Origin of the sequence: Desulfovibrio sp. Huiquan2017, from assembly GCF_017351175.1 — a bacterium.
Lineage (GTDB): Bacteria > Desulfobacterota > Desulfovibrionia > Desulfovibrionales > Desulfovibrionaceae > Pseudodesulfovibrio.
The window spans coordinates 1-22,953 of the sequence record NZ_JAFMPN010000019.1; the positions used below are offsets into that span (position 1 = coordinate 1).

The 22,953-nt window shown below is 63.1% G+C and carries 22 protein-coding genes and 1 pseudogene; 16 read left to right on the top strand and 7 right to left on the bottom strand.

Annotated elements, in window-relative coordinates; genetic code table 11:
• Positions 1–160 precede the first annotated feature (160 nt).
• Both J0909_RS15635 and msrB read right to left on the bottom strand, forming a co-directional pair.
• A complete protein-coding gene (locus J0909_RS15635) occupies positions 161–919 on the bottom strand; it encodes a substrate-binding periplasmic protein (RefSeq protein WP_207264260.1) in 759 nt (252 codons plus the stop codon).
• Positions 920–1,064: 145 nt separating this feature from the next.
• Positions 1,065–2,192 (bottom strand): peptide-methionine (R)-S-oxide reductase MsrB, encoded by a 1,128-nt coding sequence (gene msrB, locus J0909_RS15640; protein ID WP_207264262.1) that lies wholly within the window; start codon positions 2,190–2,192, stop codon positions 1,065–1,067.
• 260 nt (positions 2,193–2,452) lie between these two features.
• On the opposite strand from msrB, the gene J0909_RS15645 reads away from it, so the two are divergent.
• Positions 2,453–3,001, top strand: a complete 549-nt coding sequence (locus tag J0909_RS15645; RefSeq protein WP_207264264.1) for a hypothetical protein — start codon at positions 2,453–2,455, stop codon at positions 2,999–3,001.
• Positions 3,002–3,079: 78 nt separating this feature from the next.
• On the opposite strand, the gene J0909_RS15650 is transcribed toward J0909_RS15645, so the two are convergent.
• Genes J0909_RS15650 through J0909_RS15665 form a run of 4 tightly spaced genes read right to left on the bottom strand, consistent with a single transcriptional unit; the run spans position 3,080 to position 7,819 of the window.
• Entirely contained in the window at positions 3,080–4,660 is a 1,581-nt protein-coding gene (locus J0909_RS15650) for a sigma-54-dependent Fis family transcriptional regulator (RefSeq protein WP_207264266.1), read from the bottom strand.
• A 10-nt stretch (positions 4,661–4,670) separates the two neighbouring features.
• Complete coding sequence (locus J0909_RS15655) at positions 4,671–5,267, bottom strand: indolepyruvate oxidoreductase subunit beta (protein ID WP_207264268.1); 597 nt, start codon at positions 5,265–5,267, stop codon at positions 4,671–4,673.
• 2 nt (positions 5,268–5,269) lie between these two features.
• A complete protein-coding gene (iorA, locus tag J0909_RS15660; protein WP_207264270.1) occupies positions 5,270–7,105 on the bottom strand; it encodes an indolepyruvate ferredoxin oxidoreductase subunit alpha in 1,836 nt (611 codons plus the stop codon).
• 60 nt (positions 7,106–7,165) lie between these two features.
• Positions 7,166–7,819 (bottom strand): YfgM family protein, encoded by a 654-nt coding sequence (locus J0909_RS15665; protein ID WP_207264272.1) that lies wholly within the window; start codon positions 7,817–7,819, stop codon positions 7,166–7,168.
• Between the two features lie 334 nt (positions 7,820–8,153).
• On the opposite strand from J0909_RS15665, the gene J0909_RS15670 reads away from it, so the two are divergent.
• Entirely contained in the window at positions 8,154–9,413 is a 1,260-nt protein-coding gene (locus J0909_RS15670) for a glutamate-5-semialdehyde dehydrogenase (RefSeq protein ID WP_207264273.1), read from the top strand.
• Positions 9,414–9,547: 134 nt separating this feature from the next.
• Positions 9,548–10,228, top strand: coding sequence for a nicotinate-nicotinamide nucleotide adenylyltransferase (locus J0909_RS15675; RefSeq protein ID WP_207264275.1), 681 nt, complete (start codon positions 9,548–9,550; stop codon positions 10,226–10,228).
• Here the strand turns inward: J0909_RS15675 and J0909_RS15680 are convergent.
• Positions 10,225–11,235, bottom strand: a complete 1,011-nt coding sequence (locus J0909_RS15680; protein WP_207264277.1) for a glycosyltransferase family 9 protein — start codon at positions 11,233–11,235, stop codon at positions 10,225–10,227. The genes J0909_RS15675 and J0909_RS15680 overlap by 4 nt on opposite strands.
• A 133-nt stretch (positions 11,236–11,368) precedes the next feature.
• Here J0909_RS15680 and J0909_RS15685 point away from each other — a divergent pair, with 133 nt between their 5' ends.
• The 13 genes and pseudogenes from J0909_RS15685 to J0909_RS15745 all read left to right on the top strand — a co-directional run bounded on the left by J0909_RS15685 (position 11,369) and on the right by J0909_RS15745 (position 22,948).
• On the top strand, positions 11,369–12,427 hold the full coding sequence (locus J0909_RS15685) for a hemolysin family protein (protein ID WP_207264279.1): 1,059 nt from the start codon (positions 11,369–11,371) through the stop codon (positions 12,425–12,427).
• A 23-nt stretch (positions 12,428–12,450) separates the two neighbouring features.
• Complete coding sequence (locus tag J0909_RS15690) at positions 12,451–12,891, top strand: cytochrome c maturation protein CcmE (protein WP_207264280.1); 441 nt, start codon at positions 12,451–12,453, stop codon at positions 12,889–12,891.
• A 131-nt stretch (positions 12,892–13,022) separates the two neighbouring features.
• A complete protein-coding gene (locus J0909_RS15695; RefSeq protein WP_207264282.1) occupies positions 13,023–14,921 on the top strand; it encodes a heme lyase CcmF/NrfE family subunit in 1,899 nt (632 codons plus the stop codon).
• A gap of 82 nt (positions 14,922–15,003) precedes the next feature.
• Positions 15,004–15,588, top strand: a pseudogene (locus tag J0909_RS15700) (ABC transporter ATP-binding protein); the annotation flags it as partial.
• Complete coding sequence (locus J0909_RS15705; protein WP_207264286.1) at positions 15,582–16,259, top strand: heme exporter protein CcmB; 678 nt, start codon at positions 15,582–15,584, stop codon at positions 16,257–16,259. The pseudogene J0909_RS15700 and the gene J0909_RS15705, both read left to right, overlap by 7 nt.
• Before the next feature lie 2 nt (positions 16,260–16,261).
• Positions 16,262–16,924: a cytochrome c biogenesis protein CcsA gene (gene ccsA / locus J0909_RS15710; protein ID WP_207264288.1), complete on the top strand. Its 663-nt coding sequence runs from the start codon at positions 16,262–16,264 to the stop codon at positions 16,922–16,924.
• A gap of 26 nt (positions 16,925–16,950) precedes the next feature.
• Positions 16,951–17,097 carry a CcmD family protein gene (locus J0909_RS15715; RefSeq protein ID WP_207264290.1) on the top strand — a complete coding sequence of 49 codons (147 nt, stop codon included), beginning with the start codon at positions 16,951–16,953 and terminating at the stop codon, positions 17,095–17,097.
• On the top strand, positions 17,087–17,677 hold the full coding sequence (locus tag J0909_RS15720; RefSeq protein ID WP_207264292.1) for a tetratricopeptide repeat protein: 591 nt from the start codon (positions 17,087–17,089) through the stop codon (positions 17,675–17,677). The genes J0909_RS15715 and J0909_RS15720 overlap by 11 nt, the downstream gene beginning before the upstream one ends.
• A 185-nt stretch (positions 17,678–17,862) precedes the next feature.
• Positions 17,863–19,041, top strand: a complete 1,179-nt coding sequence (locus J0909_RS15725) for a branched-chain amino acid ABC transporter substrate-binding protein (RefSeq protein ID WP_207264294.1) — start codon at positions 17,863–17,865, stop codon at positions 19,039–19,041.
• Between the two features lie 82 nt (positions 19,042–19,123).
• Positions 19,124–20,026: a branched-chain amino acid ABC transporter permease gene (locus tag J0909_RS15730; protein ID WP_207264296.1), complete on the top strand. Its 903-nt coding sequence runs from the start codon at positions 19,124–19,126 to the stop codon at positions 20,024–20,026.
• A 70-nt stretch (positions 20,027–20,096) separates the two neighbouring features.
• Positions 20,097–21,362, top strand: coding sequence for an ABC transporter permease subunit (locus J0909_RS15735; protein ID WP_207264421.1), 1,266 nt, complete (start codon positions 20,097–20,099; stop codon positions 21,360–21,362).
• On the top strand, positions 21,355–22,149 hold the full coding sequence (locus J0909_RS15740) for an ABC transporter ATP-binding protein (protein ID WP_207264298.1): 795 nt from the start codon (positions 21,355–21,357) through the stop codon (positions 22,147–22,149). Before J0909_RS15735 ends, J0909_RS15740 begins: the two co-directional genes overlap by 8 nt.
• 1 nt (position 22,150) lies before the next feature.
• Positions 22,151–22,948: an ABC transporter ATP-binding protein gene (locus tag J0909_RS15745; protein WP_207264423.1), complete on the top strand. Its 798-nt coding sequence runs from the start codon at positions 22,151–22,153 to the stop codon at positions 22,946–22,948.
• The last annotated feature ends 5 nt before the right edge of the window (positions 22,949–22,953 follow it).

Below are 22,953 nucleotides of genomic sequence, written 5' to 3' on the forward strand. Positions count from 1 at the left end.
CCTTCCAATCCTTTTACCTCGGTTGATTCCCGCTCTCATATCCCCACCCATGGACGGAACAAGCATGCCTGATGCGCGGGGGCGAGGTGATGACGCGGCCCGGCGAAGCGCGGGCAAGACCTTCGGGCGAGTGGGGGCGTGATTCCTCGTCGCGTTTCGGTTACCGGTCGGAGCTGAGATATTTTTTGCGCAGGTCGCGGTAGGCTTGGGTTTGTTTGAAGGCCTTGAGCTCGCCGGAGAAAGCGCGGACCGCGCGTTGGGTCGTGTGTTCGCGGCTGAAGACGATGTACAGGCCGTCCTTCTTGATTTGCACGTCGTTGGGCTGAACGCCGCCGCGGACGATTTGGGACAGGAGTCTGCCGTTCCCATATTCGGCCACGGTGGCGTCGAGCCGGCCCAGGGCGAGTTTGCGGAAATTGATCTCGTCGCTGTGGACTTCCTCCACCGTGCAGTAGACCTGGATGAATTTCCAGAACTCCGGGGTGTAGGTATAGCCCAGGACCACGCCGATCTTCAGGCCCTTGAGATCGTCCAGGTTTTGTACCGTCAGCCCTTTGCGGGTCCAGACCACCCAGGGCGATTCGAATAGCGGCTCCTCAGGATAATAAAGATAGACGGCCCGTTCCGGGGTGTAGTTGGCCGAGAACAGGCCGTCGGCATCACCGAAGCGGATCATGTCCAGGGCCCGTTTCCATGGCAGGGCCATGATTTCGACGTCCTCCACACCCAGGCGGGCGTACACCTTTCGGACGACATCCACGGCCAGCCCCGAATAGCCGTTTTGAGTCTCCGTCTGGTAGGGCGGCCAGATGTCGCAGACCAGCCGCACTCCGCGTTTGGCCAGAACGCACTGGCTCGGAAACAGCAGTAGGATAAGGACTCCGGCGAGCAGAGCTGTGGCGGTTTTGGACAGGCGCATCCGGTTCTCCTTTCTCATCGCATAGCATCCGCGCGGAGCGTCGAAAAGAGGCGGGATCAGTTTCCTGCGGATTTATAATCGACGGGTGCGAAGAAAGGGGCCACCCCGCACGGACGGCCCCGGTCATGTCGCCGTGTCGCGGCGTTCACTCGAACAGATACAGGAACTTTCCGTAGCCCTCCGCCTCCATCCTGTCCTTGGGGATGAAGCGCAGGGCAGCCGAGTTCATGCAGTAGCGCAGGCCGGTGGGCTGCGGGCCGTCGTTGAAAACATGGCCCAGGTGCGAGTCCGCGCCCTTGCTGCGGACTTCGGTGCGCGCGGAGAAGAGGGAGCGGTCCTCCCTTTCCACAAGGTTTTCCGGGGCCAGCGGCTTGGTGAAGCTCGGCCAGCCCGTGCCGGAATCGAACTTGTCGCGGCTGGAGAAGAGCACCTCGCCGCTGACCACGTCCACGTAGACGCCGTCCGCATGGTTGTCCCAATACTGGTTGTCGAAGGGCGGTTCCGTCCCCGCTCGCTGGGTCACGTCGTATTGGAGCGGCGTGAGGGTTTGCTTGAGGGTGGCCGCGTCGGGCTTGGTGAAGTCCCCGGGGGTTATGGATTTGGCCGCGTTCCCACGGGCCGTCTTGAGCACCGCGTCGGCCTCCGCGCCCCAATGATCAGCCGTGAACCTGTCGCGGCCCGAGAAGTGGCGGTAGGTCTTGTAACGCACGGGATTGAACCGGCAGTAGTTCTGGTGGTAGCCCTCGGCCGGATAGAAGGTGGTGAATTCGAGGATGGGCGTGACCACCGGCCCGTCGAAGCGCGCGGATTTGTCCAAAGCCTCTTTCGAGGCCTCGGCGATCCCACGTTGGGTCTCGTCGTGGTAGAAGATGGCCGAGGTGTATTGGAACCCCCGGTCGCCGAAGGAGCCGCCGTCGTCCGTGGGGTCGAAGTGCCGCCAGTAATGGTCCAGGATCTGGGCGTACCCTATCCGCGCGGGGTCGAAGGTCACCTGGACCGCCTCGCGGTGGCCCGTGCCGCCGCTCGAGACCTGCTCGTAGCTGGGCTCGGGCTCACTGCCGCCCGCATAGCCCGAGACGACCTTGATGACCCCGGGCAGTTTTTCCATGTCCGCCTCCACGCACCAGAAGCAACCGCCCGCCAGAGTGGCGATCTCGAAATTGCCGTTGTCAGCCATGGCCTGTTCCTCCAATGACGAAAATAGGTTCAAACCGAGCCCGAGCGCCAGGAGCGTCGCTCCGGCCAGGACGATGATCGTGGGTTGACGGGACATCGGGCTCACCTCCAAATGGAGTAATAATTCGTATTATCAAGTAATGGTAGGTATGATCCTCGGCAAGTCAATGGCGAGAGGGGAGGGAGCGGCTGGACACGGGGAAATGCGTGATTCGTTATTTTTTGCGGGAAAATGGTGGATTTTTGATTTTTTTTGGGGCAAGTGCCATTGCTTCGCGGCGTCGGGATGTGCATAGTACCCGCATCAGGCAGTCGGCCGCGACCGAATTTCGCATTCAATCACAGCAAGGAGAGACCATGCCCAACCAGAATTACACTCTTTTCAGCGGCGGCGCCCAGGGTGCCGAAAACCAGTTCGGCAAGCTCGCCGAATATTACGGCCTGCCCGAGGTCAATTTCACCTTCGAAGGCCACCGCATTGAGCGCACCCGCGGCGTGCGCGTCCTGACCGACGAGGAATTGACTCAGAAGGACGTCAGCCTGACCTACGTATCCAGGCTGCTGAACCGCAAGTTCACCAACGCGGAGAAGATGCGCAAGGTCCTGCAGACCATCATGTGGCAGGTGGACGCCAGCCAGCAGATTTTCGTGGTCGGCACCATCCTGGACGACGGCACGGTCAAGGGCGGCACCGGCTGGGGCGCGGAATTCGCCAAGATCTGCAACAAGGAGCTGTACGTCTTCGGTCAGGCCAAGGACGGCTGGTTCACATGGCAGCATGGAGCTTGGGCGGCCGTGGAGGCCCCGGTGATCTCCGCCGGCCATTTCACCGGCACCGGCACCCGCTTCCTGGAAGACAACGGCAAGAAGGCGCTGGAGGATCTGTTCTCCCGGTCCTTTAAATAGCGACGCTTTCCTTATGACAAACAAAAAGGCGGCCCGGTTGAACCGGGCCGCTTTTTTCGTGCCGTTTTCGCGCCGAGGCTAGACTTCGAGTTTCTTCTTGGTCTTTTTCTTGGTCTGCGAGTACTTCTTCACGTCTATGTTGTACTTCTTCACCTTGTAGTTGACGATCCGGTAGGACACGCGCAGGTCCCGGGCGGATTGCAGCATGTTGCCGCCGGTCTTCTTGAGGGAGTCGATGAGCAGCTCCTGCTCGAACTTGCCCACGGCCTCGCCGAAGGAGAGGTTGGTGCCGGTGGCCGAGCTTTCGGCCGACTGGAGGGTCGGCGGCAGGTGGTAGGTGCGGATGACCTGCTCCTCGCAGAGCAGGACCGCGCGCTCCATGCAGTTCTTCAGCTCGCGCACGTTTCCTGGCCAGTGATACATGACCAGCAGCTCGATGGCGGGCGTGGAGATGCGCTTGACTTCCTTGCCGTATTCGTCGGTGAATTCGGTCAGGAAGTGTTCCGCGAGAGGCAGGATGTCCTCCCGCCGTTCCTTGAGGGGCGGAATGAATATGGGGAACACATTGATGCGGTAGTACAGGTCTTCGCGGAACAACCCCTTTTCCAGCAGCTCTTCCAGCGGCTGGTGGGTGGCGCATATGAGACGCACGTCCACGGTGATGGTCTGTTCGCTGCCGACTCGCTGGATTTCCTTTTCCTGAATGGCCCGCAGCACTTTGGCCTGGGCGTCCAGGGATAATTCGCCGATCTCGTCCAGGAACAGGGTGCCCTGATCCGCCACTTCGAACAGGCCGCGCTTGGTCTGGAAGGCGCCAGTGAAGGCGCCTTTCTGGTGACCGAACAGCTCGGACTCGATGAGCTCGGACGGCAGGGCCGCGCAATTGAGCTTGATGAGCGGCTTGTTCGCGCGCGGGCTGGCCTGGTGGATGGCCTCGGCAAGCAATTCCTTGCCGGTGCCGGATTCGCCGCGCAAAAGCGCCGTGGCCCGGCTCGGGGCCACCTGGGAGGACTGGCGCAGGACCAGGCGCATGGCCTTGGATGCGGCCACGAAGTCCTTGGGCGGAGTCGTGTCGGCGGCTCCGGCCATGAGTCCCTGGGAGAGCAGGTGGTTTTGGGTGGCCATTTCCTCCTGGAACTGGGCCACGTACCCGGCGATGATGCCCGCTACCACTTCCAGAAAGTCGCGGTGGGCGGCCATGTCGTCGGCCGGGATAAGCGGCACGTCCACGGACAGGGCGCCGATGACCTCGGCTTCGTCCGAGCGCAGGTTGATGACCGGGACGCAGATGAAACCGAGCTTGCGAAGCTCCTCCTCGCTGCGCCCGAAGGCCTTGTTCAGGAACTCGGGATCGTCGGACATGCGCGGAACGCTGATGGACTGGCCCAAGTCGAAGACGCGCCCGATGATGCCGCGGCCCGGCGAGTAGGTCACGTCGTCGGACTGGGCCGGACTGTATGTCAGCGAGAGCTTCAGGTTCTCGGTCTTGGGGTCCATGATGACCATGAACGCCCGGACGTATTCCATGTCCAGGGCCAGGGTCTTCAGGAGCGCATTGAGCGATTCCTCAAGGGTGGTTTCCCTCCTCAAGGTCTCCTGAATGGTTCTCAGCGTGTGCAGATAGCTGAGATCGGAGTGGTCCTGCGTATTGGTTGCCATTGTACTTTCTCTAGGAGTTTAGGGCGTTGACGCCGAGCTCCAGGGCTTTAAGGTTCACGGCCTGGATCTTTGCGGGCATGTTTGCCTTGATGGCGGCCTCCAGGGCCTCGGGGCCGAAGGGCAGCTCACCGGCGGCGCACAGCGCGCCGAGCATGGCCACGTTGCCCGCCTGTACGGCACCCGCTTCCAGGCCGATGGATTGGTTGGCCATGAAGTACGCCTTGCTTGTGCAGGCGGACACGGCCTTCTTGATGTCGTCGATGGTCGGACAGTCCTGTTTGCCCATGGCCACGGACAGGGGCGGCATGTACTCGGTGGACGAGACCACCAGGCCGCCCTGGCGCAGGTAGGGCAGCGCGCGCATGGTCTCCATGGGCTCGAACCCGAGGAGGATGTCGGCCTCGCCAATGCCGATCTTGGGCGATTTGCAGCCGATGAGCACCGTGGATTCGACCACGCCGCCGCGTTGGGCCATGCCGTGGATCTCGCCGGAGGTCACGGTCAGGCCCTGGCTGAGGGCGGTCTTGGCCAACAGGGTGGTGGCGGTCAGGGTGCCCTGGCCGCCGACGCCGGTCATGAATATGCGGATTTTCTTGGTATCGGGCATGGTTAGCTGCCTCTCTTCTTGGCTTTGATGTGTCCGCAGACCTGTAGGCAGAGCATGCAGCCGTTGCACAGGATCGGATTAACGGCGGCCTTGCCGCCTTCCTTGTACATAGCCGGGCAGGCCAGCTTGTCCAGGCAGTCGAACCGGCCGGTGCAGGACTCGGCCACGTAGGCCACCTGGGGGGCGACCTTCTTGTAGACCCGGCGGGTGTAGAGCGGGCAGGGTTCCTTGGCGATGAGCACGCGCACGCCGGACAGCTCCTTGAGCTCTTCCATGGCGGCCATGGTCTTCTTTTGATTGAACGGGTTGACCGTGCGCACCTCGGTGACGCCCAGGCCGCGCACGGCGGCTTCGATGTCCAGCGGGTGGTCGTTTTCGCCGATGACCGTCCGGTCCACGCCCGGGTTGGGCTGATGGCCGGTCATGGCCGTGGTCCGGTTGTCCAGGACGACGATCAGGATGTCATGGTTGTTGAAGACCGCGTTGGCCACCCCGGTCAGGCCGGAGTGGAAGAAGGTGGAGTCGCCGATGAAGCCGACTACGGTCTGGCCGGTCGCTTTGGACAGGCCGCTGCCCGCCGAGATGGAGGAGCCCATGCACAGCAGGAAGTCGGCGGTCTGCAACGGAGGCAACAGGCCCAGGGTGTAGCAGCCGATGTCGGAAGAATAGATCGCGTCGTCGCCGAAGACCTTGCGGGCGGCGAAATAGGTGCCGCGGTGCGGACAGCCCGCGCACAGGTTCGGCGGACGGCCCGGCAGGTCGGGCAGGGAACATTCGCAGGTGGGCACCGGGGCCTCGCCCAATTCGGCGCGGATGACGTTCTCGACCATGGTCACGGTGAACTCGCCGTTGCGCGGCAGCACGTCCTTGCCCTTGATCTCGATGTCGAGCTTGTGCTTCTGCGCCAGGACGCGGAGGTCGTTTTCCAGGACCGGCTCCAGTTCTTCGACCACCAGGACCGTGTCCACGGACTTGAGGAAGTTCAGGCACTTGTTTTCGGGCAGGGGGTGGGAGAAGCCCAGTTCAAGGATCGAGACCTTGTCGGCCAGGCCCGCGTTGTCCAGGGCGTCGGCCACATAGGCCCGGGAGATGCCCGAGCAGGCGATGCCGTATTTGCCTGTGCCGGTGACCGTGTTGTACGGGGAGTTCTCGGCTTCCTCCTGGAGGGCGGCCATGCGCTCCATGAGGCGGACGTGCATGGGCCGGGAAAAGGCCGGGATGGGCACGTTGTGGGGCGGGTTGCGCTTGAAGCCCGCGGGCTTGCCCGGATCGGGCGCCGGGCCGAAGGTCACGGCGCCGCGCAGGTGGTTCACGCGGGTGGTGGTGCGCAGGAGCAGGGGCGCGCCGTGCTTTTTGGAAAGAAGCAGTCCGTCGCGGGCCATGTCCTTGGCCTCCTGGGCCGAGGCCGGTTCGAAGACCGGCATGCCGCCCAACCGGGCGTAAATGCGGTTGTCCTGCTCGTTCTGGCTGGAATGGCAGCCGGGATCGTCGGCGGACAGGAGCATCAGTCCTCCGGGCGCGCCCACGTAGCACAGGGTCATGAGGGGGTCGGCGGCCACGTTTACGCCCACGTGCTTCATGGTGCACATGGTCATGGCGCCGCCCAGGGTCGCGCCGCCGGCCACTTCCAGGGCGACTTTTTCATTGACCGAATATTCGAAGTAGTACTTGCCTTCGGGCGAGATGCGGTAGAGCGTGTCGGGCACTTCGCTGGACGGAGTGCCGGGGTAGCAGGTTACCACCTGGATGCCCGCCTCCACGGCGCCGCGCACGATGGCTTCGTTGCCGAGGAGCAGATGGGTGGCGCCGGGGGTGTCACCCAAGAGCGGATTTGCCATGTTGACTCTCCTGCGGCCGAACGCATCCGCGCCCGGCCTCTATGATTTATTGATGGTCGGTTAATTCTTTTCCAACTGGGAAATCTTGTATTCGATGTAGGGCTTGTCGCCGACGTTTTCATCGGCCAGCTTCTTGTAGGCGGCCAGGGCCTCGGCTTTGTCGCCTACGGCTTCGGCGGCCAGGGCGAGCTGCCGGTAGACCGGCACGGTGTAGGCGGCGGAGGCCAACCCGGCCAGATCCTTCGTCTCCTTGAGGGCGTCGGCGCCGCGACCGGCCATGACCATGGCCTTGGCGCGGCCCAGGCGGGCGACGAACTGCATCTCGCCTTCGGTCAGGCCGACCAGGGATTCCCAGTAGCCCTCGGCCTTGGCGTAGTCGCCCAGGGTCGTGGCGGTCTGGGCTGCTTCGAGAAGCACGGCGGGCCGGACGGAGTCGGTGACGTTCTGGAGCATGGCGTCGAGCTTGGCCAGGCGGTCGGCGCCGGTGGCGGTGACCATGATTTCGCCGAGCGCGGCCTGGGCGTTGGACTCGGCCCGGGCGGCGTAGGCCTTGTAGCCCGCGTAGGCGGCGGTCACGGCCAGAATGGCGCAGACCGCGAGGATCAGCTGCTTGCGGTACCGGAACGCGGCTTCGAGAATGGGGTGCAGGGTTTCGGGCGTACGGGACTCGATGTCGGTCAGCACGTCGGATTGAATGGGATTGGTTGCAGCCATGGGTTTTTCATGCCTCCATGAGGGTGATTTTCGTGGGTGACGGGCCGGGAAGCAAGGCCCGGCAACGCAAGGGGGTTGATAAGCAAAATTGTAAAAAAGGTCAAAGCCTATTTTGGCGCGCGGACGGAAAATAGCCAAAAGCAACGTCCGGAATCAAATCGTTGTCACGGCAAATAACAAAAAATGTAAATTCCTCAGCGGAGCCCGGTCCAAAGTGTATTTGGCCCGCCGAGACGGGAATTGACTTTGCCCCCCGGCGGAGGTTAGCAAATTGGGCTTGCCGGAACAGAATTTCCTTCGGTTGCGGCCACGTCATTTTTCAAGGAGTGCGAGCATGGACATACGCAAACAGATGGTGGAGATGGGCAAGCGGGCCAAGGCGGCCTCGCGCAGGCTCTCGGCGGCTTCGGGCCAGGCCAAGCGGGACGCCCTGCTGATCCTGGCCGACCTGCTGGAGGCCGAGGCCCCGGCCATTGCCGAGGCCAACCGGCTCGACCTCGACGCCGCGGCCGAACGCGGCCTGGACAAGGCGCGCGTGCAGCGGTTGACCATCAGCGAAAAGGTGCTCAAGTCCATGATCCAGGGGTGCCGCGAAGTGGCCGCCATGCCCGATCCCGTGGGCGAGATCGAGTCCATGGTCAAGCGGCCCAACGGCATGCTCGTGGGCCGCATGCGCGTGCCGCTGGGCGTGGTGGCCATGATCTACGAATCCCGGCCCAACGCCACGGTGGACGCGGGCATCCTCTGCCTCAAGGCGGGCAATGCGGTCATCCTGCGCGGCGGGAGCGAGGCCTTCCATTCCAACCGCTGCCTGGCCGAACTCATGCACCGGGCCCTGGAGCGGGCGGGACTGCCCCGCGACGCGGTCCAGGTGCCGCCGACCACGGACCGCGAGGCCGTGACCGAACTGCTCAAGCTCGAAGCGTACATCGACGTGGTCATCCCGCGCGGCGGCGAAGGGCTTATCCGGGCCGTGACCGGCCAGGCGACCATGCCCGTGCTCAAGCACTACAAGGGCGTATGCCAGATTTTCGCCGACGCCTCCTGCGACATCGACAAGGCCGTGCCCATCATCGAGAACGCCAAGATGCAGTACCCCAGCGGCTGCAACGCCGTGGAATGCCTGTTGGTCCATGAGGACGTGGCCGAGGCCCTGTTGCCCCGGGTGGCCGAAACCATCGGCCCCAAGGGAGTGCGGTTCAAGGCCTGCCCCCGGTCCCTGCCCCTGCTCGGGGCCTTTGCCGAGCCCGCCGTGGAGGCGGACTGGGGATACGAGTTCCTGGACCTCGTCCTGGCGGTCCGGGTGGTCCGGGACCTGGACGAGGCCATGGACTACATCGCGGCGCACGGCTCCAACCACACCGAGTCCATCCTGTCCGAGGATTATCAAAACTGCATGCGCTTCATCCGCGAGGTGGACGCCTCCCTGGTGGTGGCCAACGCGACCACGCGCTTCAACGACGGCGGCCAGCTCGGCCTGGGCGCGGAGATCGGCATTTCGACCTCCAAGCTCCACGCCTACGGGCCCATGGGCATCAAGGAATTGACCAGCGCCAAGTTCGTGCTGCTGGGCGAGGGACAGATCCGGGAATGACCGATTTCGGAACCGATGCCGGAACCGCAAGGGCCGTCCGCAGGGGCGGCCCTTTGTCTTGGCCCCGCCGTCCGAGTGCCGCGCCTTGATTTTTCCCGGACCTGTCCGTATCTGACTGGATAAGGAGATCGGCAATGAAGGTAGGTATTTTGGGCGGCACGTTCAATCCGGTGCACACCGGGCACGTGCGCATGGCCGTGGAGGTCCTCGAACAGCTCGGGCTCGATCGGGTGGATTTGGTCCCGGCGGGCGAGCCGCCGCACAAACAGGAAGCGGGGCTGCTGCCCTTCGGCTTGCGGCTGGATCTGGTCCGGCGGGCCATTAAGGGCATCCCGGGCCTGGCGGCCAACCCGTTGGAGGCCGAGCGGCCCGGCCCGTCATTCACCTGCGATACCCTGACCTGTTACCGCACCGGAGGCCCGGCCGACGAATTCCATTTCATCCTCGGCGCATCGACCTTCCTGGAGCTGCACACCTGGCGGCGCGGGCTGGAGATTCCGGCCCTGGCCTCGTTGGTGGTGGTCAACCGCTGGGAGGCGGCCGACGGCGTGGCCGGGTTCGTGGCGGGGCACTGGCCCGAGGCGGTCCCCGGGGGAGCGGGCCTGTGGCGGCTGCCCGGCGGCAACGTCATCCGGCTGCTGGACATCCCCCGATTGGATATCAAGGGTGAGCACATCCGCCGTCGCTGGCATGATTGGCGCAACCTGAGTCTGTTGGTCCCGGACGGAGTCCGGGAACGGCTCGAAGCGCGGGCTGGCGAAGTGGAACGGTATTGGGGCGAACGCCGGGAGCGTCCGGCGGAGAAAGCGGATTAGGCCAGGACGGTCCGGACCGTGTCGAGAACCGTCTCGGGCGTGGTCTCGGTCATGCACTCGAAGCCGCGCGCGCATTGCCTCGCTCCATGCAGGGAGCAGGGGCGGCAGGGCAGGGGCTGCTCCAGGACGATGTCCCGGGGGCCGGACGGGTAGAACCCCCAGGCCTTGGCCGTGGGCCCGAACAGGGCGACTACCGGCGTGCCCGCGGCGCAAGCCAGGTGCATGGGGCCGGAGTCTCCGGTGACCAGCAGGTCGGCCCGTTCCAGCAGGCCGCACGTCTCGCGCAGGTCGGTGGCGTTGGTCAGGTCGCGTTCATGGCCGCGTGTCAGCGGCGTTTCATTTCTTCCGACGATGAACCAGTTCATGCCCGCCGCGTCGAGCAACGCGCCCAGCCGGAGCCAGTTTTCGGCGGGCCACTGTTTGGCCGGGTGGGTGGCGTAGGGGTGCAGGGCGATGACGGGCCCCTGGCAGGCGATCGGCGCGAGCCGCCGGGCGGCGGCCTGTTTCTCGGCGTCGGTCAGGTAGAGGCGCGGCCGCACGGCCTCGCGCGGGGGCGCGGCCGGGTCCAGGGCCAGGGCGTACCGTTGGGGCACGTTCAGGGCTTCGAGCCTGGTGCGAAGACGGTCCGAGCGGGTCCACGCGAACAGGCGGCGGGCCAGGCCGAACTTGGGGTAGCGGCGGACCTCCCCCTTCCAGCGCAGGGACAGGATGCGCGAGCGCAGGGTGTCGTGCAGATCGATGAGCGTGCCGCCCGCGTATCGCCGGGCCAGTTCCCCCGTCTTGCGCAGCCAGCCCGTGTCGGTCAGGTCCGCCCGGGTCAGCCCCACGGTCCCGGCGATGGCGGGATGGTTGGCGAACAAGGGCAGGTTGGACTCCAAGGTCACGAAAACAAAGGCGGCTCCGCTGGTTTCGCGCCAGTGGGACAGGACGCCGGTGGTCAGGGCCACGTCGCCCATGTGCCCGAGGCGGAAGGCCACGGCGGGTTGCTTGACTGCGGGGGAAATCATGCCCGTCCTGTTCGCCTCAATCGCCTTGGAAGTCAAGCCTGTTGCGTGTTGCGCAGGTTCGTGGCATCTGCTACATCCCTTTGAGTAATGCACTGTGTTCGTGACTCCCGTTTTCAGGAAGTGAAAAGAGCCCATGTTTGAACTCCTCCTCGCTGTCGGCGTGGCCGTTTTCGTGTCCGCGTTTTGTTCCGTGGCCGAAGCGGCCCTGTACTCCATGAGCTGGGCCGACATCCAAAAGCTCAAGGACAGCGGCAGCAAGTCCGCGTTGTTGCTCCACAAGCTTCGATCAAAGATCGACGAGCCCATCACCGCCATCCTGACCCTGAACACCTGCGCGCACACCGCCGGGGCGTCCGTGGCCGGGTGGGCCTGGGCCAAGCTGTACGGCGAGGATACGCTTTGGCTCTTTACAGTGGGCTTTACAGTAATTATTCTCATCTTTACGGAGATCATGCCCAAGACCGTGGGCGTTCTTTATTCGGACGTGATCGCGCCGCCCATGGCCCATCCCCTCAGGGGGCTGGTCTGGTTGTTCAAGCCGGTGATCGTCGTCATGGGCGTGCTCTCCAAGGCCGTGCGCCATCGGGAAGCCAAACCGGATCACACCGAGGACGATATTCGGGCCATCGTCAGCCTGACGCGCCGTTCCGGGGTCATCAAGCAGTATGAGGAGACGTCCATCCGGAACATCCTTTCCCTGGACTCCAAGACCGCGGAATCCATCATGACCCCGCGGACCGTGGTCTTCTCGCTTCCGGCCGACATGACCGTGGCCCAGGCCCGGGAGGAACACCCGAACTGGCCGCATAGCCGCATCCCTGTCTACGAGGAGGACACCGAGGACATCGTGGGCGTGGTCTACAGGCGGCTGGTGCTCGAAGCCCTGGCCGACGACCGGGACGAACTCAAGCTGTCGGATATCATGCGGCCGGTGCGTTTCGTCCTGGAGACCGTCACCCTGGACAAGCTTCTGGTCCAGTTCCTGGGCAGCCGCATGCACCTGGCCGTGGTCCTGGACGAGTACGGCGGGGTGGCCGGGGTGGTCACCTTGGAGGACGTCCTTGAGGAAATCCTGGGCAGCGAAATAGTTGACGAGACCGACCAGGTGGTGGATATGCGGGAACTCGCCCGCACGCAGCGGGATGAACTGACCCGCGTCCGCAACGGCTCGGCGGATGAGGAAAAGCAATAGCGGCGCTCTGCGCAAGGAACCATATGGCCAAGAATTCCAGCAAAATCGTGTATGCCGTCGCCCTGGTGCTCTTTCTGGGCGGCCTTTCCTATCTCGTCTTTTCCGGCCTGACACAGGATTCGGTCTATTTCCTCAACGTGACCGAGGCCCTGGCTCAGGACCGCGCCGGGATCGGCAACGCCCGGCTGTTCGGCAAGGTCTCTCCCAAGGGATTGACCATCGCCGACGGCAAACTCGGAGCCGATTTCAACCTGATGGACAAGATGGAGCACGCCAAAAGCCTGCGGGTGGAATACAAGGGCGCGTTGCCCGACACCTTCAAGGCCGACGTGGAAGTCATCGTGGAAGGCCGGTTCTCCGCGGACGGCCGGGTCTTCGTGGCCAGGACCCTGGTTACCAAGTGTCCCTCCAAGTACGAGGAAAAAAGCAAGCAGATGGATGCGCAACAGGGGCAGGCGGGGTAGTGAAATCTTTTTCACATGATTGCGTCCCGCCTCATTCTCTCCTATCGCCGTTGCATTTGCCGGATGGCCCCGTCGGTCCAGGGTCCGGCAACCATTTTCCCCGCTTGTCGAATTTGTTGTAAGGAGCCCCTATGCATCTGACCGGATACGTCGGTTTACTTTTCTCCCTGCTCGCCTTCCTTTTTCTCGCCGGCTTCGCCGGCTTCGCCTCCTGGACCAGGAAGACGGAAGCCCTGGTCGTGGTCGAGCGGGGCCAGCTCATCGCCGCCTGCGGCGTCGTCTTTTCCACTCTCCTTCTGCTGGTGGCCCTGACCGCCCGGGACTATTCCTTCCGATACGTCTACAACAACGTGGACAACGCCCTGTCCTTCGTCTACACGCTGACCGCCTTGTGGGGCGGCCGCGAAGGCTCGCTGTTGTGCTGGGAGCTGATCATCGCCGTCTCGGGCATGATTTTCATGTTCACGCCCAGCTACAAATCGCTCGGCAGGGAGACCCGGCTTTTCTTCTGGCTGTTCTTCCTGACCGTGCAGGGCTTCTTCCTGCTCCTGCTGACCGGCTGGTCAAATCCGTTCATCGAAATCATTCCGGCCCCGGGCGATGGGCGCGGCCTGAATCCGCTGCTGCGCAATCCCGGCATGATCTTCCATCCGCCGCTTTTGTTCATGGGTTTCGCCCTGTATACCATCCCGGCCTGCGCGGCTCTGGCCTCCAGCATCGCGGGCGAGAAGAAATCCTGGATCAAAGTGGTCCGCAACTGGAACATCCTGGCCTGGATATTCCTGACCTCGGGCATTATCCTGGGCGGCTGGTGGTCCTATATGGAACTCGGCTGGGGCGGCTATTGGGCCTGGGACCCGGTGGAAAACGCCTCCCTGATCCCCTGGTTCGCGGGTACCGCCGTGCTGCATACGGCCATTATCGAATCCCGGCGCAACGCCTTGCAGCGGACCAACGTCTTCCTGATGTCCCTGACCCTGATCCTGTGCATCTTTTCCACCTATCTGACCCGCTCGGGCGTCATCGACTCCCTGCACACCTTCGGCGCGTCCGGCGTGGCCCAACCTCTGTTCTGGGCCATGATCGTCATCCTGGCGGTCACCCTGATGGTCGTCTTCCTGTCCGAGCGGCAGGTCCATCGCTCCCTGTCCGACTTCCTCAGCCGCCAGGGCATGCTGGTCATCACGGCCTGGTTCCTCCTGGCGCTCGGCCTGGTGGTCACCCTGGGGACCATGTGGCCGGTTATCAGCCGGTTGTGGACCGCGTCCCCCATGGGGTTGGACGCCCATTTCTACAACCGGGTATGTCTGCCGTTCATGGCCATGCTGGTGCTGATCTTCTGTTTCTGTCCCTGGCTGGGCTGGAAGGGCGGCGTGCGCAACGCCAAGGGGCTCGGCGCGGTGGGAGCCGTACTGGTGCTTTCCTTCGCCGGATTCTACCTGTCGGGCATGACCAACGTCCTGGCCGCCTTGACCGCTTCGGCGGCCGTGGCCGCCCTGGTCGGCGTGGGCCTGCTCTTCGCCCTGTATCCGGCCCTGCGCGCCATGCGCCAGTCCTGGGGGGCCTACGGCGTCCACGTCGGACTGGTCCTGCTGGCCCTGGGCGTGGCCTTTTCCGGACCGTACAAGACCGAGCGCGAAGTTGTCCTGGCCCAGGGCGAGTCCGTGAGCATCGGCGAATTTACCGTGACCTACACCGGCCTTCACGAAGACCGCAATGTGGGCGACATCCTGGCCCGGGCCACGGCGACTCTGGCGGTGACCAAGGACGGCCGCGACGCGGGCATCCTCCGGCCGGACAAACGCATCTACAAGAACTTCACCAACCAGCAGTTCGCCGAGGTGGCCACCGTGCCGAGTTTCGGCGACGAGTTGTACGCCACGCTGCTCGGCCTGACCGAGGACAACAGGGCGAGCTTCAAGATCAGCGTCAATCCGTTGGTCAACTGGATCTGGATCGGCGGTACGATCATGTGCCTGCTCGCCTTCCTGCTGCTCAGGCGCGTGCCCCGGCCAGGGGAGGTCCGCTAGGATGGATGGCTCGGGCAAGCCGCTGCTGATCGTGAAGCGGGCGGCCAAGTTCTTCGGCAACAAGCTCGTCTTCAAGGAGATATCCTGCGAGGTCCGGCCTGGCGAAATCCTGCTGGTGGCCGGTCCCAATGGTGCGGGCAAATCCACGCTCATGCGTATCATGGCCGGTCTGAGCAAGCCCTCGGCGGGTGAGGTCTCCCTGCGTCTCGATCCCGAGGACGCCGCCTACCTGGGCCATGCCACCTTTCTGTACCCCGGCCTGTCCGCTCTGGAAAACCTCAAGTTCTGGGGAGCCATGTACGGGTTTTCCCCGACCCGTGACGAACTCATGGCCTTGCTGAAGCGGGTAGGGCTGGAGCGCGCCGCCGAGGAGAAGGCCGGTTCATTCTCGCGCGGCATGGCCCAGCGCCTGAACCTGGCGCGCATCTATCAAGCGGCCCCCAAGCTCATCTTTCTGGACGAGCCCGGCACCGGGCTGGACCCGGCCTCCCTCCGGCGGTTGCGCGAGGAGATCGTCGGCCTGCGCGACCGGGGCGTGGCCGTGGTCTGGATCAGCCATCATGTTACCGAGGACGCGGCCTTGGCCGACACGGTCCTGGCTCTGGGGGGACGTCGGGTTCGGTATTTCGGCCCGGCCTCGGGCTTCACTCCGGAGGGCGTATGCTGAAACGCACCTTCGTCATCGCGGGAAAAGACCTCAAGCTCTCCCTGTCCGGCGGGCAGGGGCTGGTCCAAGCTGTTTTGCTCGGCCTGCTGCTGATCTTTCTGTTTTCGCTGTCCAAGCCGCTGGGCGGGGCTATTTCGCCCCAAGCTGCGGGGGCCATCTTCTGGCTGGCCTCGGCCTTCGGCCTGGTCCTGGTCTTCAACGACCTGTTCGCCATCGAAGAGATGAACGGCGCGCGCATCGGTATTTTATCCTCGCCCGCTCCGGTGCATGCGGTCTGGCTGGGCAAGGGGCTGGCCGGGTTTTCCCTGCTGTTCGTCTCGCAGTTGGTCTTTCTCCCGGCCACGGCGGCCTTTTTGGGCCAGTCGGTCCACGGCCCGTGGTGGCTGCTCTGGGTTACGCTGCTCGGCGCGGACGCCGGGCTGGTCATCATCGGCGCACTGCTCGGAGCGCTTTCCCAAGGGCAGGCGGCCCGCGAGTCGCTGCTGTCGGTCATCGTGTTTCCGCTGCTCCTGCCCGTGCTCCTGTCCGGCATCACCTTGTTCGGCTTGTGCTTCTCGCCCGAGCACACCATGGGATACGACAAGTGGCTCGGCCTGATTTTCGCCTTCGACAGCCTGTTCGGCGGGGCCGGATTGTTCCTGTTCCCGTTCGTCTATAGTGGGGAAGAATAGTTATGAAAGTTTCCATCCTGGCCATTCTGGCGGGCATCGCCCTGACCGCGCACCAGGCCATGATCTGGTTCTACGCGCCCATCGCCCAGTCCGGGCCTGTGCAGAAGATCTTCTACATGCATTTGCCGTGCTCCTGGTGGGCGTTGGTCTCCTTCTTCGTGGTCTTCATCGCCTCCATCCTCTACCTGTTCACCCGCGACGACCGGTACGACCGGGTGGCGGCGGGGGCCGGGGAATTGGGCGTCCTCCTTGCCTCCATGACCCTGCTTTCCGGGTCCACCTGGGCCCGGGCCGAGTGGGGCCACTGGTGGCTGTGGGACCCGAAGCTGACCACCGCCCTGATCATGTGGTATGTCTATGCGGGCTACCTGGTCCTGCGGAACACCCCCATGGGCCGCGACCGCAAGGCGCTCGTTTGCGCCGTGCTCGGCATTGTTGCCTTTCTGGACGTGCCCCTGGTCTTTTTTGCGGCCAAACTGTGGGGCAGCGCCCATCCCGACGGCCTGGCCCGGCAGGGCTCGGGCATGGAGGCGAGCATGTGGTACACGGTTTTTGCCGGGCTTTTCGCTTTTGGTCTGCTCTGGGGGGCCATGCTCCTGACCCGCATCCGTCAACTCGGCCAGAAGGCCCGCCTTGAGGCCATGCTCGTCTGGGACGAGGAATAACCATTACGATACAGCGAGGATACACCATGTCCCCAACCACCTACATCTTCATCGCCAACGTGGCCGTCTGGCTCGGCGTGGCCGGCTATCTCGCCTTCCTGGCCTCCCGTTCGGCCGGGCTGGAAAAGCGCATTCGCCAACTGGAACTTCTGGGAGACGACCATGACGGATAGCCGCGTCCCCTTCGGCCCGAAGGCCGTGATCCTGGCCGTGTTCGTCGCCCTGGCGGCCATGTTCGCCACCAGTTTTATCTATCGCATGAACAATCCCAATTTGTTCGTGCAGTCCCAGGCCACGCGCAGCTTCGCCGACGCGGGCGGGGGAGAGGGTGGTTCGGCCATGGGCGGGGCCATGTCCAGGGTCAAGGAGTACATGGACCGGGTGCGGCAAAATCCCGACGACCTGGAGGCCCTGGTCGGTTTGGGCAATTCGTTCCTGATGATGCGCGCCTGGGACCGCGCCTTGGACCCCCTGGAAAAGGCCCGGCGGCTCAAGCCGGACGATGTCGAGGTGCTCAAGGCGATCGGTATCGCCTACTTCAACAAGGAAGAGTACGCCAAGGCCGAAGCTGCCTACGAGGCCATCCTCAAGGTCGATCCCGAGGACACCCTGGCGCTTTTCAACCTCGGCATCATCTACAAGCATTCTTTCAAAAAGCCGGACGTGGCCCGCGCCTACTTCGAAAAGGTCCTGTCCCTGGAAAAAGGGGATGCCGAGATGATAAAGCTCGCCCGACAGGAGTTGGATAAATAGGATCACCAACGATCTCGAAGTGTTACCCACTATAGTGCAGAGCCATATAGGATTGACAACAACCTGAAAATAACTACAATGTCATATTCCGTGGCTTTATCCGCCGGAGACGGTATTTCCGGCGGCCGATTGGTTTAACACTATTGAGTGGTAACGAACCCTTATACATTTCGAGGAGAGGTAGAATGAGAGTCAAACTGAGTCTGGTTGCTCTGTGTCTCGTCATGGCGGCCATGCTGGCGGCTTGTGGCGGCGAAGCGAAGAAAGATGAGAAAAATGATGTCAAGGCCGACGTCGAGACCGGCGAGGTCTCCGCTCCGGCCAAGAAGGTGGTTCTCGGCGTGGCCGGAGCCCATTCCGGCGACCTGGCTTCCTACGGCCTGCCCACGGTCAACGCCGCCAAGCTGGTGGCCAAGAAGATCAACGCCGCCGGCGGCATCAACGGCGCCATGGTCGAGATCATGCCCCAAGATGATCAGTGCAAGCCCGAACTGGCCACCAACGTTGCCACCAAGCTGCTCTCCGACGGTGTGAAAATCGTGCTCGGCCACATCTGCTCCGGCGCCACCAAGGCCGCGCTGCCCATCTATCTGTCCGGCAAGATCGTGGTCCTGTCCCCCTCGGCCACCAACCCGCCGCTGACCCAGTCCGGCGAGTACCCGAACTTTTTCCGGACCATCGCTCCGGACGATGCCCAGGCTTCCCTGGAAGTTGCCTTCGCCAAGTCCCTGGGCCTGAAGAAGGTCGCCATCATCCACGACAAGGGCGACTACGGCAAGGGCTTCGCCTCCTTCTGCAAACAGTTCATCGATGCCGACCCGGAAATCGAGCAGGTCCTGTTCGAGGGCGTCACCCCCGGCGCGGTGGATTATTCCGCCGTGGTCCAGAAGATCAAAGGCTCCGGCGCCGAGGGCGTCATCTTCGGCGGCTATCATCCCGAGGCCTCCAAGATCGTCACCGGCATGCGCAAGAAGGGCATGGAGATCCCGTTCATGTCTGATGACGGCGTGAAGGACGATACCTTCATCAAGGTCGCCGGCAAGTACGCCGAGGGCGTCTACGCCACCGGCCCCATGGACTTCTCCTCCAACACGCTTTATCAGGAAGCCGTGGCTGCCCATAAGGCCGAATTCGGCACTGATCCCGGCCCGTTCTTCCCCGAGGCCTACTCCGGCGCCCTGGCCCTGCTCAACGCGGTCAAGGTTGCCGGCGGCACCGATTACGACAAGCTGATCGAAGCCTTGCACACCTCCTACGTCGAGACCCCTGTGGGCAAGATCAAGTTCGACGCCAAGGGCGACGCCGAAGGTGTCGGCTTCGCCGTCTACCAGGTGAAAGACGGCAACTACGTGGAAGTCAAGTAACTACAGGCTTCCAAACGGACTATACCAGGGGACGGGCCAAAGCCCGTCCCCTGGATTTATTTAATGAACAGGGATTACGACAATGGAATATTTCCTTGAGCTGTTCATGGGTGGGCTCACCCGAGGCAGCATATATGCTCTGATCGCTCTGGGCTACACCATGGTCTACGGCATCATCGAGCTGATCAACTTCGCCCACGGCGAGATCTACATGATCGGCGCCTTCACCGGGCTCATCGTGGCCGGGCTGCTGACCATGCTGGGCTTCCCGGGACCGGCCATTCTGGTCATCGCCATCGTGTGCGCGGTCATCTGGGCGGCGGCCTATGGCTTCACCATCGAGAAGATGGCTTACAAGCCCCTGCGCAATGCCCCCAGGCTGTCGCCGCTCATCTCGGCCATCGGCATGTCGATCTTCCTGCAAAACTACGTCATGCTCGCCCAGACCTCGGACTTCCTGCCCTTTCCCGAACTCATTCCCCATTTCGACTTCATGGACAAGATGGGCACGATCATGAGTTCGGCCGAGCTGGTCATCATCCTGGCCACCGTCGCCTCCTGCGTGGGGCTCACGCTGTTCATCAAATTCACCAAGCTGGGCAAGGCCATGCGGGCTACGGCCCAGAATCGCAAGATGGCCATGCTGGTCGGCATCAACGTGGACATGGTCATCTCCGCCACGTTCATCATCGGCTCCAGCCTGGCGGCCGTGGGCGGCGTGCTCATCGCCTCGCACATCGGCCAGATCAACTATTACATAGGCTTCATCGCGGGCATCAAGGCGTTTACCGCCGCGGTGCTCGGTGGCATCGGCTCCCTGCCCGGGGCCATGCTCGGCGGCCTGGTCCTCGGCCTGACCGAGGCCTTCGCCACAGGCTACGTCTCTTCGGACTACGAGGACGTTTTCGCCTTCCTGCTGCTCGTCCTCATCCTGATTTTCAGGCCGTCGGGCATCATGGGCAAGGAAAAGACCCAGAAGGTCTAACAGGGTTCATCGCGGCTTCATGAGCCGCTCACCGCGCAAGGAATATACAGTGAGCAATGAAAGCAATATCATGAACCAGAGCTTCATCAGGTTCTTTCTGACCGCCGGGTGCGACGGGTACGCCCATGCGATCCGAAAATCCTTCCTGGTGGCCCTGTGGTTCGTCTTCCTCACCTTCCCGATCATGGTTATCCGGGTCAACACCATCGAACACACCGTGGTCTGGCATTGGCAGCGGATCGGGTATGTGGCTCTGGCCATTTTCTTCGGCTCCTTCGTCTGGCGCTGGCTTCTGGCCCGCAAGGAACTCAAGAAGGACGACTCCCGCAGCGAGACCCGCTACGAGTCCCTGCTGACCCGGCTGCAATCCCACCCCGTATTCAAATACGCCTCCCTGGCCCTGCTGGCCCTGGTGGCCATCGCCTATCCCCAGGTCTTCGACCTCTATCAGACCAATATCATGATCTCCTGCCTGGTCTACATCGTGCTCGGCCTGGGGCTGAACATAGTGGTCGGCCTGGCGGGCCTGCTCGACCTCGGATACGTGGCCTTCTACGCCGTGGGCGCATACGCCTACGCCCTGTGCAACATGCACTGGGGCCTGGGCTTTTGGTTCATGCTGCCCGTGGGCGCCATCCTCGGGGCCATGCTCGGCCTCTTGCTCGGTTTCCCGGTACTCAGGCTGCGCGGCGATTACCTGGCCATCGTCACCCTGGGCTTTGGCGAGATCATCCGCCTGGTCCTGGAAAACTGGGGCGACGTGACCATGGGCCCCTCCGGCATTTCCTCCATCGCCCGGCCCAGCCTGTTCGGCATCAAGCTCGGCGTCATTGGGTCCACCCAGTACATGTTCTATATCATGGTAGGCCTCATGGTCCTGACCATCTTCTGCGTCAACCGGTTGCAGAATTCCCGTATCGGGCGTGCCTGGCTGGCCCTGCGCGAGGACGAGATCGCCTGCCAGGCCATGGGCATCGACAAGATGAAGACCAAGCTCATGGCCTTTGCCCTGGGCGCCACTTGGGCGGGCATGGCCGGTGTGGTCTTCGCGGCCAAGACGACCTTCATCAACCCGGCGTCCTTCACCTTCTGGGAATCGGCCATTATCCTGTCCATCGTGGTCATCGGCGGCATGGGCTCCATCCGGGGCGTTATCGCCGGGGCCGTCATCCTGATCCTGGTGCCTGAATACCTGCGCGAATTCGCCCAGTTCCGCATGCTTCTGTTCGGGGCCATCATGGTCCTGGTCATGGTCTTCCGGCCCCAGGGACTGATCAGCGCCAAACGCAAGATCTACAAGTACACGGTCGCAGAGACGGGGGCCGCCCATGAGTAATCCAGTCCTGAACGTCAGTACCGTGAGCAAGGATTTCGGGGGCATCCGCGCCCTGGACGAAGTCGATCTCGTGGTCAACGACAAGGAAATCGTAGCCCTGATCGGCCCCAACGGCGCAGGCAAGACCACCTTCTTCAACTGCATCACCGGCATCTACACGCCGACTTCCGGCGATGTGCTCATCGATCCCGGGGCCGAGGGAAAGACCCGGCGCATCAACGGCAAGAAGCCCAATATCGTGACCGAGCTGGGCATGGCCCGGACCTTCCAGAACATTCGCCTGTTCCCGTCCATGACCGCGCTTGAAAACGTCATGATCGGCACCCACTGCCGGACCAAGTCCTCCATCTGGGGGGCCATCTCGCGCAACCGGGCCGCCCGCCGCGAAGAGCAGGAGGTCATCCAGAAGTCCTACGACCTGCTGGAGCTGGTCGGCTTGGCGGAGTTCGTCAATGAGTTGGCGATGAACATGCCCTACGGCAAGCAGCGCCGCCTTGAAATCGCCCGCGCCCTGGCCACGGACCCCTTCCTTCTGCTCCTGGACGAGCCCGCTGCGGGCATGAATCCCCAGGAGACCCGGGATTTGGAAGATCTGATCGTCCACATCCGCGAACTGTTCAACATCTCCATCATGCTCATCGAGCATGACATGAAGATGGTCATGTCCATGTCCGACCGTATCTACGTCCTGGACTACGGGCGGATGATCGCGGACGGCACGCCCGAGGAGATCGCGGCGAATCCAGAGGTCATCAAGGCCTACCTCGGGGAGGAACACGATGGCTAGAATGCTGGAACTGAAGAACGTCAACAGCTTTTACGGCAACATCCAGGCCCTGTACGACGTCAATCTGTACGTGGACCGGGGCGAGATCATCACCTTGATCGGGGCCAACGGCGCGGGCAAATCCACCACGCTGATGACCATCTGCGGCGTGGTCCAGGCGCGCATGGGGCAGGTTCTGTATCAGGATGAGGACATCACCAGGCTTTCCCCCAACACCATCGTCCACCAAGGCATNGGCGTGGTCCAGGCGCGCATGGGGCAGGTTCTGTATCAGGATGAGGACATCACCAGGCTTTCCCCCAACACCATCGTCCACCAAGGCATCTGCCAGGTGCCCGAAGGCCGCCTGATTTTCCCGGAGTTGACCGTCCAGGAGAACCTGGACATGGGCGCGTTCATGCGCAACAACAAGGCGGAAATCAAACGGGACATGGAATACTGCTTTGATCTTTTCCCCATTCTGGCGCGGCGGCGTCGGCAGCAGGGCGGCACTTTGTCCGGCGGCGAGCAGCAGATGCTGGCCATCGGGCGCGCGCTCATGGCCCGGCCCGCGCTCCTGCTCCTGGACGAGCCGTCCATGGGGCTGGCCCCGTTGGTGGTTCGGCAGATCTTCGAGATCATCCGGAAGGTCAACAGCGAGAGCAACACGACCATCTTCCTGGTGGAGCAGAACGCGAACCTGGCGCTGAAGATCGGCCATCGGGGGTACGTCATGGAAAACGGGAGGGTCGTCTTGACCGACTCCTGCGACAAACTGCTCGCAAACGAGCGGGTGAAACGGGCCTACCTGGGTCTATAATGGAA

Coding starts and splice junctions, on each gene's coding strand:
- J0909_RS15635 (WP_207264260.1), bottom strand. CDS start 919: ATGCGCCTGTCCAAAACCGCCACAGCTCTGCTCGCCGGAGTCCTTATC.
- msrB (WP_207264262.1), bottom strand. CDS start 2,192: ATGTCCCGTCAACCCACGATCATCGTCCTGGCCGGAGCGACGCTCCTG.
- J0909_RS15645 (WP_207264264.1), top strand. CDS start 2,453: ATGCCCAACCAGAATTACACTCTTTTCAGCGGCGGCGCCCAGGGTGCC.
- J0909_RS15650 (WP_207264266.1), bottom strand. CDS start 4,660: ATGGCAACCAATACGCAGGACCACTCCGATCTCAGCTATCTGCACACG.
- J0909_RS15655 (WP_207264268.1), bottom strand. CDS start 5,267: ATGCCCGATACCAAGAAAATCCGCATATTCATGACCGGCGTCGGCGGC.
- iorA (WP_207264270.1), bottom strand. CDS start 7,105: ATGGCAAATCCGCTCTTGGGTGACACCCCCGGCGCCACCCATCTGCTC.
- J0909_RS15665 (WP_207264272.1), bottom strand. CDS start 7,819: ATGGCTGCAACCAATCCCATTCAATCCGACGTGCTGACCGACATCGAG.
- J0909_RS15670 (WP_207264273.1), top strand. CDS start 8,154: ATGGACATACGCAAACAGATGGTGGAGATGGGCAAGCGGGCCAAGGCG.
- J0909_RS15675 (WP_207264275.1), top strand. CDS start 9,548: ATGAAGGTAGGTATTTTGGGCGGCACGTTCAATCCGGTGCACACCGGG.
- J0909_RS15680 (WP_207264277.1), bottom strand. CDS start 11,235: ATGATTTCCCCCGCAGTCAAGCAACCCGCCGTGGCCTTCCGCCTCGGG.
- J0909_RS15685 (WP_207264279.1), top strand. CDS start 11,369: ATGTTTGAACTCCTCCTCGCTGTCGGCGTGGCCGTTTTCGTGTCCGCG.
- J0909_RS15690 (WP_207264280.1), top strand. CDS start 12,451: ATGGCCAAGAATTCCAGCAAAATCGTGTATGCCGTCGCCCTGGTGCTC.
- J0909_RS15695 (WP_207264282.1), top strand. CDS start 13,023: ATGCATCTGACCGGATACGTCGGTTTACTTTTCTCCCTGCTCGCCTTC.
- J0909_RS15705 (WP_207264286.1), top strand. CDS start 15,582: ATGCTGAAACGCACCTTCGTCATCGCGGGAAAAGACCTCAAGCTCTCC.
- ccsA (WP_207264288.1), top strand. CDS start 16,262: ATGAAAGTTTCCATCCTGGCCATTCTGGCGGGCATCGCCCTGACCGCG.
- J0909_RS15715 (WP_207264290.1), top strand. CDS start 16,951: ATGTCCCCAACCACCTACATCTTCATCGCCAACGTGGCCGTCTGGCTC.
- J0909_RS15720 (WP_207264292.1), top strand. CDS start 17,087: ATGACGGATAGCCGCGTCCCCTTCGGCCCGAAGGCCGTGATCCTGGCC.
- J0909_RS15725 (WP_207264294.1), top strand. CDS start 17,863: ATGAGAGTCAAACTGAGTCTGGTTGCTCTGTGTCTCGTCATGGCGGCC.
- J0909_RS15730 (WP_207264296.1), top strand. CDS start 19,124: ATGGAATATTTCCTTGAGCTGTTCATGGGTGGGCTCACCCGAGGCAGC.
- J0909_RS15735 (WP_207264421.1), top strand. CDS start 20,097: ATGAACCAGAGCTTCATCAGGTTCTTTCTGACCGCCGGGTGCGACGGG.
- J0909_RS15740 (WP_207264298.1), top strand. CDS start 21,355: ATGAGTAATCCAGTCCTGAACGTCAGTACCGTGAGCAAGGATTTCGGG.